The sequence below is a fragment of the Chryseobacterium sp. 1B4 genome (genome assembly GCF_036631475.1).
Taxonomy (GTDB): Bacteria; Bacteroidota; Bacteroidia; order Flavobacteriales; family Weeksellaceae; genus Chryseobacterium.
The window spans coordinates 372,666-387,791 of record NZ_JAPNUF010000009.1; the positions used below are offsets into that span (position 1 = coordinate 372,666).

The following is a 15,126-nucleotide window of genomic DNA, read 5'->3' on the forward strand; positions in this document are numbered from 1 at the left end:
TGTACAGTTTTTAGTTGAACAAATACCACACGATCCCGATATTCAATCTGAAATCATATACCGGATAATGTGGAAATGCGTATGCTTTGTTATTGGAAATAACAGTTCCTATCTGCTGACCTTCTATGAAAAAGAACATTTTTTTCACTTTCATATTAATATAAATATCGGCAATAGGCTGTCCTCCAATTGAAAATGAATCTGCTCTTGGAAGAATATATTCGTTAAGAATAGGGAAATATTCTCTTGATGCGAATTTAGAGAAGTAATATACCTTAACACCAGCCTGAATTTCTGCTGCTTTTTTAAAAGCCTGTGTCTGGTAGAAGAAATTAGCTCTACCAACAAAGCCCGGCAGCGGAAGTAGTTCTTTGTTAGTTAAAGTATTCTGGAAGTGTAATCTTGTATTCAAATGGAATTTATTAAAGCTAAATGTAGCATCTCCTCCAATTTGAGAGATATTTACAGAATTATCACTTTGCTTCGGACTTCCGTTGCTGTCAAAGTAAGTATAGTTATCGATCCTGAAATAATTGGCGAAAATCTCTGTTTTAAACCATTTCAGATTTATACTTCCCCCTACTTCCATTACAGATTGGTTCTTCGCATTTTCAAGGTAATAGTTGAATTTGTTATAAACGGAAGTATTCAGTAAGTAATTAAATGAAGGATATGCACTTTGGAAATTCACCTTTGCATTAACGAAATAATCTTTGACAGGTTCAAATTTCAGATTATTGGTTGTTTTCAGGTAGCTTTTAAACTGGCTTCCGTTTGAAAATTCCAGGAATGAATTCAATTGAATTTTGTCCCAAAGTTTTACCTGAAGATTTCCTACAGCACCAATTCTGTTTTCTTTAAGTTCATTCGGAAAAGGAAATCCATTATTAATAGACGCAATATCTGTTACCCCAAACTTAATGATCTGATAACGCACACCTGCATCCAGTTTGAATTTTTCATTATTAAAGATCAGGCTTACCGTATTGCTGAAATTTTCAGAATATTTTTTTGTTGTCAGCGGAAAACCATTCACTAAATCTGTAGGAGCATTATACCAATATGTTTCAGGAGTTGTCTGATTGTAATAATATTTATTTCCCTGATGAGAAATAATATGCCTGATACTGAAAGGAAACTTTTCAGCATTGAATGGGGTAAACTGATGACTCAGGTAGTATCTTCGGTAAGAAAACTGAGAGCTGGAAGAGGCTAAATTTACCTGAGCATTTTGTCTGTTGCTATAATTGCTGTCACCACTCTGAAACAGATTATCTTCAGTAATACCACCACTTTCCTGATTGTTTACATTCTGGTGAAGATAGTGGGCAAAAAGCTCATAATTCCCGCTTTTTGAAACATAGTGTCCGGAGAATAAAGTATTGTTATTCGCCGCTAATGAATTTCTGTAAAGTCCCTGAGAACGAAGCCCCATATATTCAAGAGCAAAATTGAATCTCTTTCCTATATTCTGGGTATAGGTAGACTTCAGAGCGGCACCGTTACGCATTGCATTATGATAAATAAATGATGCGGTAGGTGTCTTTACGTCATAATACTTCACATCATTGGCTCCAATGATCATGTAAGACTTATTGGAAGGCAGCAGGGAAAGGTTTTGCTCGTCGTTCACTTCAAAAACAAGCGGATTGAACCCCGAGCCAATATTGGCAGGCTGTATTCTTCCAAAGTTATCTTTATTATTTTGCTGTGAAAAGATGTATGTTTTATCAAAAGTCATTACGGTATCAAAAACTTTCTTTTCAGAAAACTGAGTCTGATACTGATAATCATTAATAGTAGGCTTGAAAATTTTCAGGGAATCTTTTTTCCCGGAGTCTATCACCAGTGTATCTTCTTTTTTGGGTTGAGGCTTCACATCGGCTTTATTTACGACCTGTGCCCTGGCAACAAAACTTAAAGAGAAGAGTATGAAAAGGATGTACTTCATTATTCATTATTGTACAGCAAAAATAAGAAATAAAAGGACATAAAAAACCCCACAGAAAATGTGGAGCTTGAGCTATTTTTGTTAGAAACAATTTAACAAACTTATTACTTAACTGCATATTTATACAAATATTAAGTTTATAAATTCTTACAATTTCAAATGAAAATAAATGTTTTTCTAAAATTATTTTGTACATTCACAACTAAAACTAACCATAATTTTATGAAAACCGTTCCAATTTTATTATTCCTATTTATGTGCTCAAATTATAGTTCACAGACTTTATTGTCTTTATATGGAACCGGGCTTATTCCTAGTAACAATTCAGTAATAGGAAGTAAAAAATCTGATAAGCTTACTTACGATGAAATAGAAGGAAGTGCATACTTAGAAAAACAATTCTCAATGGCTTCTGTATCTCCCAGCTATGAGGATGTATTGATACGATATAATACGTATAAGGATGAAATAGAATTCAAAAAAAACGAAGAGGTATTAGTATTACCCAAAAACGAAACCTTTTCCAGAATTACATTTAGAAATTCAAAAAATACACTTGTTTTATTAGACTCAGAGGGATATTATTTTGAAATTGTAAAAGGTAAATACAGCCTTTACAAAAAACTTAAAACAAAGTTTATAGATTTTATTCCTGCACCTACACCTTATCAGACAGACCAGCCAGCTAAGTTTAGAAACATGGAACCAATATATTACATTAAGACCGATGGACAGCTTATTGGAAATTTTAAATCAACAAAAGATTTAGCATCTCAACTTCCAGATAAAAAAGATGCGTTGAATAGCTTTCTGAAATCAAATAAAATCAAAATTGAAAAAGAAGAAGATTTAATAAAATTAGTTAATTTTCTTAACCAGCAATAATATAAATTTAATCTCAAGACGGAAACTATTTAAGATAAATTCTTTAATATAAAAGACCAGCTATTAATAATAGCTGGTCTTTTTAGGATTAATGTAGATAAGTATATTAGTTATTTTATAATACATGAAGATAAAGGTCCTTTAATAGCGGTAGTAATCTATTTATACTAAATAGGGACACATTTTTTCCATTATTACAAGTGTTTATAAATCTTCATTTTTTTACTACTCAACACTATAAAACACATTGGTTTATCTCTGTTAAAATATCTGAACAAACCAAACCTTTACCAAGTAATACAGCTCACAAAAAACAAAAAACAACCACTTTTGAAAAGTGGTTGTTGATTTATATTATTAGCTTATTATAAATAATCTTTTGAATTTATTCTAAATATCTATTAATAATCAAGCATAAGTATTAATGAGGTTTAAAAATACATCTTGCAGTAAATGGTGAAGTGAATAACGATTGTCCTACTACGATATCTATGATTCCGGTATTTGGATCATATGTACCTGTACCACCTTTACCCCAAGACACATCACTCTTAAATGTAACATTCCTACAGTTAATCGTAATTACTCCCGGGTGAAGATATTGGTTATTATAACTTGGATCTTCAGTAGCCCAAGCAACAAAGGTTGGCCCCCATGATGAATTAACTTTAAACTGATTATCTGTACCTGCTACACGAGTAAATACCTGTTGATGTGAAGGGGCATTATCACCAAATGCAATAACATCAACATCGTAAGTTAATGGGAAATTGTTTAAAGGACAAGACAATTTGAAAGTAACTACTACCTCTTGGTTAAATATAGCATTACCTAAAGTACCTGATTTAAGTTTAAAAACCGCTACCTTTCCTGCTTCAGCTGCAGCCTCTGTTACTTTTATTTTAAAATCACCTAATACGCTTCCTGATTTTAGAACATCAGTTCCCTCAACAATTGTAAAGTCAGTTCCTAAAACAGCTGTAGATTGACTAGAGTCAAAAACCAATTCAACATTATGGTCTCCATCAACAGCTTTAAGAACCCCATAAGTAACCAAATAATCAGCACTATTTTTATTCAATACAACAAAAGCAGTCTGTTCTGTTTTATCAAACTCCAATAAAGAGTTTCCTTCATATGTTGGCTCATCATCATATTTACATGCAACCGCTGTAAAACCCAAAACAATAATAGCCGAAAGAATTTTAAATATATTTTTCATTTTCTATAACTTTGATAAGATTAATAACCTGGATTTTGAACAATAGACGGGTTACCTAATACTTCAGATTGTGGAATCGGGAATGTCCATCTGTAGTCTGTAATACTTAAAGTAAGAGGTGTATCTACAATATCATCTGTATGATTTCTATCAATACTTACATCTGCTTTATTGGCTTTACCTAATCTTCTCAAGTCAACATATCTGAATCCTTCAAAGCAAAACTCTACTCTTCTTTCTTTTAATATATCACGATAAGCTTCTTTCTGAGATGTATAAGACAATGCAGGAGCAGTACCGGTAAATCTCCTCGCATCTCTCACCTTTTTAACATTCAGAGCAGCAGTCGCTAAGTCATTTTCAGCAACCGCAGCTTCAGCAAGGATCAAATACATTTCAGAAAGCCTGAATATTTTCAAATCATTTCTAAGCGGTGTATTTCCTTTACCAGGGTATTTATCAATAACCAATACATCTGTAAATCTATAATCAGGATCTGTATTATAGGTAGGGCTTACTAATGAAGTTGGATCTATAAATGCCCATCTTCTTACATCATAAGTAGGATCCATAAGATTAAACAGATTACGTCCCATGTCTAATAGAGGAGAACCATTAAGATCTGTTGTGTTAGTAGTAAAAAGATTAGCAACATTACTCCATGAACCTGCTGAAGGCCTGCTAAGTGCAAAAATAATCTCTCCCTGTGCTCCATCTGCCCACATTTTTCTATAAGGGTTTGTAGTAGAAGCTGAGTAGAAAGAGGAATTAAATGTAGAGCTCCCTGGATTTGCAGGTATAGGCGTTGCTAAAGTTAGTGCCCCACCATTATTGATAACAGCCTGAGCATATTGCTTTGCTAAAGCATATTTTTCTCTGTATGAATACATTCTAGCTCTAATTGCATTAATTAGATTATTTGTTACAAACAAATAAGAATTACCAGGTTTAAGGTTAGCTTCAGCAAAATTTAGATCGGCCTCAATTTTAGCATAGATTTCTCCATTAGATATTCTTGGAAGTTGAGAATCAGTCTGAGGCACCCCTTCTACCCAAATTACCCCTAATGCAGCATCATCAGCCATATTTGTAGTAAAATATGACTCCAGTCTTAAATATGCAAGAGCTCTCATAGTCCTTGCTTCAGCTAAAATAGAGTTATACTCTGCTTCTTCACCAGAGTTTGGAGTTATTGTGGCAGCAGCTCTCAACAACCTGTTAACTCGGTTAATTGTCAGATAGCTGTTAACCCAAACACCTCCTACCTGGGCGGTAGCACTATTTAAGATATATCTATGTTCTGCAAAATACCATCCAGAATTTCCTGGTGTAATACCTACCTCATCCGTAAACGCAGCGGTCAATTGTATTTCATTACCAGTATCATATGAAGTATATATATTTCCATTTAAAAAAGATCTTAAATCGGAAACCCTTTGAAGTGCTACCTGCTCCGTCAATTCTCCATCTTGTACAATATCAATTGCATCTTTACAAGAAGATAGAGAGAAAGCTATTGCAACACCATATATTAAATATTTGATTTTTTTCATTTTATAACTTTTTTAGAATTCAATATTTGCCCCTAAACTTACTGTTTTCATATTTGGATAAACTGATAAAGAATATGCAAAATTTGGTTCAGGATCATATCCTCTCCATTTCGTCCATGTAAGTATGTTTTCAGCCTGAACAAACACTTTCAAACCTTTAACAAAGGTATTCTGAAGAACTGATTTTGGTAAACTATATCCAACTGAAAGGTTTTTAATCTTACGAATGATGCGTCTTTTAAAAATCTATCTGAATAATCAGCTAACTGAAGATTAGTTGCTGTCAGGGAAGGGATATCTCCATTAAGATTAGTTGGAGACCAAGCATTCAGCATATCTGCTGACTGATTCCAGCTACCAATACTTGATGGGTCATATAACCACGCCATTGCATTATCATACTTCCAAACATCTGCCTGATAAGTAAAGTGAGCATCAACAAAAATACCTTTATATTCAAAGTTGAAACCGAATCCACCACTCCATACAGGGAACATATTCTTACCGGTAGCTCTTGCGTCTGTTGTATTATTGATAGTTTCAGTTGGGTTACCATTAATATCTTCATAAAGAGCTTGACCATTCGCAGGATTAACCCCTAAATAAGGAGCTAGAAACCACTGATCAATAGGTCCACCAACAACATTTCTAGTTGTTCCCGCATTATCATCCTTAACTAGAGATAAGATCTTGTTCTTATTATAAGCAGTATTTCCATAGATTGAAAGTTTTGTACTTTCAGTCTGAATAATGTTGTATCTTAATAATACTTCAATACCTCTGTTCTGAAGCTTACCATTATTACCTTTAATAGATGTTGTTCCTGTAACCGCAGATAAGTTAATATCATTGTATAGATCTTTTGTTGTTTTGTCATATACATCAATATTACCTTCCAATCTTCTGTTTAATAATCTGAAATCCAAACCAATGTTAGTTTGTGCAAGTCTTTCCCATTTTACGTCAGGATTAGCAAATACACCTACTCCTAAAGCTCCAGCAATATTATTGTATCCTGTACCAGCAACATAAGTATCTCTAACAAGATTAGTTCCTACCAGCATCGGATTACTACCTGCAGATACTGCAATAATATTCTGGTTACCCTGCTCTCCATAAGACACTCTTAATTTCAACATATCGAATATAGATCCTTGCATAAAGTTTTCTTTATCGATATTCCATCTACCTGCTACAGACCAGAATGTAGCCCATTTATTATCAGAAACAAATCTGTATGACCCATCTCTTCTTATCAATGCACTTACACCATATTTACTATCATAATCGTAATCTGCAGTAGCAAAATATGCTAGAGCCCCCGCTTTAATTTTACTAGCAGAAGCACTTGGTACATAGTAAACGATAGGAGCTCCACCGCTTGGGTTAGCATAGTACACAGGATCAACATAACCTGTACCTGCTCCAAAAACCCAGTTTATTGGGTTCAAACCAGTTCTTCTCTGAGATGTACCATTGTATATAATTTTAAGATAATCCAGATAAACACCTCCGTTAATAGTATGTTTATCTCCAAATGTTTTGTTAAAGTTTAAGCTGGTAATAGCATTATAATTAAACTCTCTTGTCTTTGAAAAATCTTCAATACCACCAAATGGTTTTGGATTTACAGTAGCATTTGCTCCAGACATTGCTGTTGCAATAGCTAAGTAGTTCCAAGGAGCTCTGGCAAAATTAGTCTCTTGGTATTTATAATCTACCCCAGACTTATGATTAAGCGTCAAATAATCAGTTAACTTATAGCCTAAATTAATATTCGCAATAATACCTGTTTCTGTTCTCTCATTTGGCATTGAACCTTTTCTCAATACATCTTCAAGAGAGTAAATATTTTTCCCACCGTCAAAATTAGTTCCAATAGCATCATATATCTGCTGTCCGTTTTGATAGATACCAGAAGGTAAATATGGAAGTCCGGCATTAGCACCATGTAATGGGTTCTGGATAGAGTTATTGCTTATATTAGCATTAGTTTCTTCATCCAACTGATGTCTTTTTGAGAATGATAAAGCTACCTGGGCGCCATAAGTGAATTTACCATTTTCCGATTTACCATTCAAATTATTTCTAAAAGTAAATCTTTTAAAATCAGACACATTAGATACAATACCCGTCTGATCAAAATAACCTAGAGATGAATATAAGTTTACATTTTGTCCCCCTACTGTCATTGCTACGTCATGCTTTTGGGTAAAACCTGCATTAAAGAAAACTTTTCTCCAATCGGTATTCACTGGATAGCTATTGATCTGTGCATCGGTAAGTGTAGCCCCTAATCCAGCACCAGCTCTTTTCTCTAGAGTCAATGCCTGTTGGGTATTAGACATATTATAGTCTGTCTTTGGTAAAAAGCTAACCCCTGTAAACCCATTATATGAGAATCTCATTGGAGAGTTATATTTACCTCTTTTAGTATTAATAACAATTACCCCATTTGCAGCTCTGTTACCATAGATGGAAGTTGCAGCAGCATCTTTAAGAATAGACGCAGATTCAATATCGCTGTCATTTAAGTTTCTGTATTGAGTCGCATTCGAAATAATACCATCAATAACGTACAGAGGTTCAGAGCCTGCACTTAGAGATCCAACCCCTCTAATGATTACATCAATCTTACCAGATCCTGGCTGACCTGATGTTGAGTTGATTGTCAAACCAGGCGCTTCACCTTGCAAAGAGTTCAAGAATGATGTTGTAGGGCGATTTTCAAATTTTTCTGCAGTAACAGTGGTAGAAGCTGTTACATCTTTCGCTTTTGTGGATACTTTACTATATCCAAGTACAACTACCTCATCAATTTTTGTTTCTTTTGCGTCTTTTGGCTTAAGAGTGTCGCTTGGTTTTTTTGAGCAAACACGGCCTGGCCTGTAAAAAACAGCACACCAGCTGTCAATACACGTAATTTAACATTCATATTAACAAATTTTAATATATTTAATGGGCAAATATGTTAATAAATATTAACATTCACAAATTAAACCAATGTTTAAACAGTGTTTTTTTTTAATGTTTTATTTATAAATTACGTAAATAGAATGAGATTTAATAATAATAGATGATTTTTATTTAATAAAAAATAATTTTTAAGCAAACCATTTTAAATTTAACAAATTATTGATAATTCAAAAATAATTATTTAGAATCATTATAAATTACATGAGGTTGGAAAATAAAAAAACCACTTTATAAAAAAGTGGTTTTCACATATTTAGGATATATTTATTTCAGTTTTTTCTTAACCGCTACTTCTTCGTACACTTCAAGAATATCTCCGATTTCGATGTCGTTATAACCTTTCAGGTTCAGACCACATTCGTAGCCTTTTGTGACTTCTTTAACATCATCCTTGAAACGCTTCAAGCTTTCAAGCTCTCCGTCAAATTTCACAATACCATCTCTTAGCAAACGTACTTTAGACTGTCTTGTTACTTTTCCGGTAAGAACCATACAACCTGCAATTGTTCCTACTTTAGAAATCTTGAATACCTCACGGATTTCAACGTTACCGATCACCTGCTCCTGAATTTCCGGAGAAAGCATTCCTTCCATTGCTTCTTTTACCTCATCAATTGCTTTATAGATAACAGAATACGTTCTGATCTCAATTTCCTCACGATCCGCAAGTTCTTTTGCATTAGCACCTGCTCTTACATTAAATCCAATAATAATCGCATCTGATGCTGCTGCTAAGTTGATATCAGATTCAGTGATCTGACCTACACCTGAGTGAAGAATTTTAACACTGATTTCTTCTGTTGATAATCTTTGTAACTGATCAGAAAGAGCTTCTACAGAACCATCCACGTCTCCTTTCAGGATAATATTCAATTCTTTGAATTCTCCTAAAGCAATACGTCTGCCCAATTCTTCAAGCGTCGTATGCTTCTTGGTTCTGATTGACAGTTCTCTTTGTAACTGTTCTCTCTTATTGGCAATAGCTTTACCTTCACTTTCATCAGCATATACACGGAATTTATCACCTGCAGTAGGCGCTCCGTCCAAACCTAAGATTGTTGCAGGAATTGACGGCCCCGCTTCTTTAAGATTTTTTCCTCTTTCATCAAGCAAAGCTTTTACTTTACCATGGTTTTTACCTGCTACCACATAGTCTCCAACTCTTAAAGTTCCGGACTGTACCAACATTGTTGCCACATAACCTCTCCCTTTATCTAAAGATGCTTCAATAACAACTCCATTTGCAGAACGATCAGGATTAGCCTTTAATTCAAGCATTTCAGCCTGTAATAAAACCTTCTCCAATAATACATCTACATTATTACCGAACTTAGCTGAAATCTCCTGTGCCTGAACATTTCCACCCCACTCTTCTACAAGAACCGGAGGATTCAAACCGGAAAGCTGCTGACGGATGTTATCAGGGTTTGCGTTAGGCTTATCAACCTTATTGATCGCAATAATCATTGGAACCTGTGCAGCCTGTGCGTGGGCAATAGCTTCTTTGGTCTGAGGCATTACATCATCATCGGCAGCAATTACGATAATTGCAATATCGGTAATCTGTGCCCCTCTTGCTCTCATCGCAGTAAAGGCCTCGTGACCAGGAGTATCCAAGAAAGTAATTCTCTGACCATTCTCCAGTTTCACGTTATAAGCACCAATGTGCTGAGTAATTCCACCGGACTCACCAGCAATTACGTTTGTTTTTCTAATGTAATCCAGTAATGAAGTCTTACCGTGGTCAACGTGTCCCATTACAGTAACTACAGGAGCTCTCGATACAAGGCTTTCTTCTGTATCCACTTCATCTTCTGAATCTGTATCTTCAAGATCAGCATCTGAGAATTCGATTTTATATCCAAATTCATCTGCAACTAATAATAAGGTATCAGCTTCAAGTCTTTGGTTCATGGTAACCATTACCCCTAATGAGAAACAAGCAGAGATTACTTCAGTTGGAGAAACATTCATCAAACTTGCCAATTCACCTACTGTGATGAATTCTGTTACTTTAAGAGTTCTGTCTTGTGCTTCAAGCTCCTGCTGACGCTCATCCTGCTCTCTACGGAAAGTTCTTTTATCTTTTCTGTGTTTTGCAGATTTGGATTTCCCCCTTTATTGGTAAGTTTTTCTAATGTTTCCTTGATCTGATTCTTAACTTGTTCATCAGTCAGTTCAACCGGCATAACTCTTTGTCCGGGTCTGTTGTTCTGGCCTCCTTTTTTGAAGCCGCCACCTTGCCCCTGACGGTTTCCACCACCCTGGTTATTTCCAAAACGGTTTCCACCCTGGCCTCCCTGACCTTGAGGGCGATTTCCTTGTCCGCCCTGACCCTGGCGGTTTCCACCTTGTCCTCCGTTATTATGCTGACGGTTTCCCTGGCCCTGACCACCCTGGGTGTTATTTCCTGAGTTTTGATTATTCCCCTGACCTTGCTGGTTATTCTGGCCGCCAGGTTTTTCAATTCTCTTTCTTTTCTTTTTTGCTCCGGCACCTGGCTTTGGCGCAAACTGAGTTAAGTCTATCTTTTCTCCAACGATCTTAGGACCATCAAGTTTCTGATAAACGGTTTCAATTTTCTGTGGTTCCTGAGATTCAGACTCAGTCTCTACTTTTGGAGTTTCCACTTTTTTCTCCTCTGCAACCACTGGTTTTGGAGTTTCTTTTACCGGTTCTGCCGGTTTAACTTCTTCTTTTTCTCCTCCATTTTTGGTTTGTCTTTTTTCACAGGTCTGTTTCTAGATTCTATTTGAGACAAATCAATTTTATCCAAAACCTTAAATTCCTGCTTTTCAGGCGCTGCTTTAACTTCCGGCTGTTCTTCTTTCACGATTTCTTCTTTCTTTTCTTCAACCGGTGTCGCAACAGGAGCCACAGGAGCTTCTTCAACTTCAGGCTTTTTAGTTTCTAAGTCTATTTTACCTAAAATTCTAGTTTCTGGTTTATTTGCTTTAGCTCTTATCACTTCAGGGGTTTTCTTTTCTTCAATTTCCAGCTTTTCTTCCGGAACTTTAGTGATCACCACCTCATGGGAAGCCTTTCTTTGTTCGCCGTCTTTAGCAAACTCAGCTTCCAATGCAGAATATGCCGCTTCTTCCAATTGAGCGTTAGGATTGCTTTCAACCTCGAAACCCTTTGACTGTAAAAATTCTACTAATCTGGACATCGAAATGTTGAATTCCTTAACCGCTTTATTTAATCTAATTTTTGGCATTTATATTATTTACTGTTTTTTAATTTTTAAAATTAAAGTATTTCCTTTTTACTGTTTATTAAAATTTATTTAAATCTTAATCTTCAAATTCTTCTCTCAGAATACGTTTAACCTCTTCGATCGTTTCTTCTTCAAGGTCTACCATATTTAAAAGACTCTCAGTTTCTTTATCCAATACTGATTTTGCAGTTGTAAGTCCTACTTTCTTAAACTCATCCAAAATCCACTGCTCGATATCATCGTTAAATTCTTTCAATTCAACATCATCATCCTCACTGGACTCTCTGTATACATCAATCTCATATCCTGTCAACCAAGAAGCCAGTCTGATATTCTGACCTTGTTTTCCGATAACTTTAGAAATTTCCTCAACCGGAGTATACACCAACGCGTAGTTGGTCTCCTCATTGATTTCAATTTTGTTAATGGTAACGTTTCCTAATGCTCTCTTCACCAAGATCTCAGGGTTTTTAGACCACTGAATAACATCGATGTTTTCATTTCTCAACTCTCTTACAACGCCATGAATTCTGGATCCTTTTACTCCTACACAAGCTCCTACCGGATCAATTCTGTCGTCATAAGCATCTACTGCGATCTTCGCCTTTTCACCAGGAATTCTTACTACCTTTTTCAAGATAATTGTACCGTCCTGGATCTCAGGAATTTCCAGCTCTAATAACTTCTCAAGGAATTTAGGTGCAGTTCTGGAAATAATAATCTGCGGTTTAGAACCTTTAAAATCTACTGTCTCAACAATAGCTCTGATATTCTCACCCTTTTTAAAGAAATCGGATGGGATCTGGTTTTCTTTCGGTAAAATAAATTCATTCCCTTCATCATCCAGCAAAATCACGTGCTTATGACGGATATGGTGGATTTCTCCTACAACTATTTCCCCAATTTTATCTCTGAACTGTTCGTACAGCATTGCATTATTATGCTCCTGAAGTTTAGTAGCCAGAATCTGCTTCAGGGTAAGAATATTTCTTCTTCCCAACTGCGCAACAGGAATTTCCATTGTAAAGTCTTCGCCTACTTCGAAGGTAGGGTCTATCTTTTTCGCTTCAGAAATTTCAATTTCCAGATCATCATCTTCAGACATTTCGTCCTCTACAATTGTTTTATTTAAAAATATCTGAAAATCTCCTTTATCCGGGTTTACAATCACATCAAAATGGTCATCTGAATCAAATCTCTTTCTTAAAAGAGTTTTCAGTGAATCTTCAATAATTGCCATAAGATCAATCTTACTGATCCCTTTTTCGTCTTTAAAATCACCAAAGGATTCAATCAACGCTATATTATCCATCTATTCTTTTTTCTTTTTAAAATTTAATTACTACTAATGCTTTTCTGATCTCAGAGTAAGGAATCTCTTTTTCCTCCTCTACATCTACTTTCCCTTTTCCGATATCTTTCGGCTTACGGTAACGCAAAACAAGGGTGATTTTCTCATCATCTACTTTTGACAATTCCCCTTCAATTTTAGAAGAATCCTCCAGCATCACCTCAATCTCTCTTCCAATGTTTTTACTGAACTGTCTCGGTGTGGATAATGGCTCACTCAGTCCGGCAGACATCACCTGAAGGCTGAAGTCATGTTCTTCACGATCCATATTGAATTCTATTGCACGGCTTGCATCAAGGCAATCCTGCAAAGAAACTCCGTTATCACCATCTAAAATCACTGTAATATCATCCCCTGCAGAAATCTTAAGATCAATAAGAAACAGATCTTTTCTGGTCTCAAGGAATTCATTTAATAATTCTTCAATTCTTTTTCTAAACTCCATATATTTTTATCTTGATTTACAGTACGAAAAAAGGCTTTCTTCCGAAGCCTTCCCATTTTTTCCGTAAATCCATTGCAAATATAAGCTTTTTTCTAAAAATGCAAAATTATATTAAGTATCAAGCAAATAGCGCCCGGTTCATTTACAATAAATTAAAAGAATATGTCACAGGATTTTTATTACTTTTGTCTTTAGAATTTTAAAACAAACATTTTGAATATAACGATTGTAGGAACAGGTTATGTAGGATTAGTTACAGGAACTACTCTAGCAGAACTTGGCAATTCAGTATACTGTGTTGATATTGATGAAAAAAAGTAGAAGGTATGAAAAACGGCATTGTTCCCATCTATGAGCCGAACCTTGAAGAAATGTTTTTGAGAAACATCCAGTCTGAAAGATTATTTTTCACTACCAATCTTAAAGAAGCTTTAGATAAAAGCGAAGTTATTTATCTGGCATTGCCTACTCCTCCGGGGGAAGACGGATCTGCAGACCTGTCTTATGTACTTAAGGTAGCCCAGGATATTGGTGAACTGATGACTGAATATAAAGTCATTGTCAATAAAAGTACCGTTCCTGTGGGAACTGCGGAAAGAGTAAGAGAAACGATCTCTTCCAGAACAGATATCCCTTTTGATGTGGTATCAAATCCTGAATTCTTAAGAGAAGGCTTTGCCGTTGAAGACTCTATGAATCCCTCGAGAGTAGTTGTAGGCGCCAGCTCAGAAAGAGCCAAAGACATCATGTCTAAAATTTACCAGCCCTTTACCAATACAGGGATTCCCATCATCTTTATGGATGAAAAATCCTCAGAGCTTACCAAATATGCAGCGAATTCATTTTTGGCAGTAAAAATTACCTTTATGAATGAAATTGCGAACTATTGCGAAAAAGTAGGTGCAGACGTAGATAAGGTAAGACTGGGAATGGGTAGTGACGACAGGATCGGGCACAGATTCTTATTCCCGGGTATCGGATATGGCGGAAGCTGTTTCCCTAAAGATGTAAAAGCCCTTATAAAATCAGGGAAGCAGGAAGACTTTAATTTCCAGATCCTGGAAGCCACGGAAAAAGTAAATACAACCCAGAAAGTAATCTTGGTTTCTGAAATTGAAAAATATTTCGGAGGAAATATTGAAGGAAAGAAAATTGCCATGTGGGGACTTGCCTTTAAAGCCAATACAGATGACATCAGAGAGGCTTCCTCTTTAGACAATATCGCTCTTTTGTTAGAGAAAGGTGCAGAAATCATAGCTTATGATGCTGTTGCAGAAAATAATGTTCAGAAGCTTTTAGGCAGCAAAATCAGGTATGCCAAAGGAATGTATGATGCACTGGAGGATGTAGATGCCTTGTTTATTGCTACTGAATGGCCGGAATTCAAAAATCCTAATTTTGAACTTATGGCTAAAAAAATGAAAAACAAAGTCATTTTTGACGGCAGAAACATGTATCCATTGGAAATCCCTGAGCAAAACGGATTTCATTATAAAAGTATAGGAAGAAAGACCATCTCAAAATAA

At 35.5% G+C, this 15,126-nt stretch carries 7 protein-coding genes and 2 pseudogenes; 2 read left to right on the top strand and 7 right to left on the bottom strand.

From position 1 onward, the window contains the following. Positions 1–10: 10 nt before the first annotated feature. A complete protein-coding gene (locus OWR28_RS21145) occupies positions 11–1,951 on the bottom strand; it encodes a putative porin (RefSeq protein ID WP_332388386.1) in 1,941 nt (646 codons plus the stop codon). A gap of 222 nt (positions 1,952–2,173) precedes the next feature. On the opposite strand from OWR28_RS21145, the gene OWR28_RS21150 reads away from it, so the two are divergent. Next, on the top strand, positions 2,174–2,836 hold the full coding sequence (locus tag OWR28_RS21150; RefSeq protein WP_332388387.1) for a hypothetical protein: 663 nt from the start codon (positions 2,174–2,176) through the stop codon (positions 2,834–2,836). Positions 2,837–3,257: 421 nt separating this feature from the next. Here OWR28_RS21150 and OWR28_RS21155 read toward each other — a convergent pair whose 3' ends face one another. From OWR28_RS21155 to rimP, 6 genes and pseudogenes are all read right to left on the bottom strand, one after another. Then, the gene (locus OWR28_RS21155) at positions 3,258–4,058 is read right to left on the bottom strand and encodes a DUF4843 domain-containing protein (RefSeq protein ID WP_332388388.1); all 801 of its coding nucleotides are present in this window, start codon (positions 4,056–4,058) and stop codon (positions 3,258–3,260) included. A 20-nt stretch (positions 4,059–4,078) separates the two neighbouring features. Next, on the bottom strand, positions 4,079–5,611 hold the full coding sequence (locus OWR28_RS21160; protein WP_332388389.1) for a RagB/SusD family nutrient uptake outer membrane protein: 1,533 nt from the start codon (positions 5,609–5,611) through the stop codon (positions 4,079–4,081). Positions 5,612–5,760: 149 nt separating this feature from the next. Further along, positions 5,761–8,535: a SusC/RagA family TonB-linked outer membrane protein gene (locus OWR28_RS21165; protein WP_332388461.1), complete on the bottom strand. Its 2,775-nt coding sequence runs from the start codon at positions 8,533–8,535 to the stop codon at positions 5,761–5,763. A 316-nt stretch (positions 8,536–8,851) separates the two neighbouring features. After that, positions 8,852–11,804: pseudogene (gene infB / locus OWR28_RS21170) on the bottom strand (translation initiation factor IF-2). A gap of 76 nt (positions 11,805–11,880) precedes the next feature. After that, entirely contained in the window at positions 11,881–13,116 is a 1,236-nt protein-coding gene (nusA, locus tag OWR28_RS21175) for a transcription termination factor NusA (protein ID WP_002982960.1), read from the bottom strand. Positions 13,117–13,132: 16 nt separating this feature from the next. Next, on the bottom strand, positions 13,133–13,600 hold the full coding sequence (gene rimP / locus OWR28_RS21180; protein ID WP_332388390.1) for a ribosome assembly cofactor RimP: 468 nt from the start codon (positions 13,598–13,600) through the stop codon (positions 13,133–13,135). Positions 13,601–13,813: 213 nt separating this feature from the next. Between rimP and OWR28_RS21185 the strand changes: the two are divergent. Further along, positions 13,814–15,126: pseudogene (locus OWR28_RS21185) on the top strand (UDP-glucose dehydrogenase family protein).

Bases quoted from the DNA above. Each gene is read 5' to 3' on its own strand.
- OWR28_RS21150 (WP_332388387.1), top strand. From the start codon at position 2,174: ATGAAAACCGTTCCAATTTTATTATTCCTATTTATGTGCTCAAATTAT.
- OWR28_RS21155 (WP_332388388.1), bottom strand. From the start codon at position 4,058: ATGAAAAATATATTTAAAATTCTTTCGGCTATTATTGTTTTGGGTTTT.
- OWR28_RS21160 (WP_332388389.1), bottom strand. From the start codon at position 5,611: ATGAAAAAAATCAAATATTTAATATATGGTGTTGCAATAGCTTTCTCT.
- nusA (WP_002982960.1), bottom strand. From the start codon at position 13,116: ATGGATAATATAGCGTTGATTGAATCCTTTGGTGATTTTAAAGACGAA.
- rimP (WP_332388390.1), bottom strand. From the start codon at position 13,600: ATGGAGTTTAGAAAAAGAATTGAAGAATTATTAAATGAATTCCTTGAG.
- OWR28_RS21145 (WP_332388386.1), bottom strand. From the start codon at position 1,951: ATGAAGTACATCCTTTTCATACTCTTCTCTTTAAGTTTTGTTGCCAGG.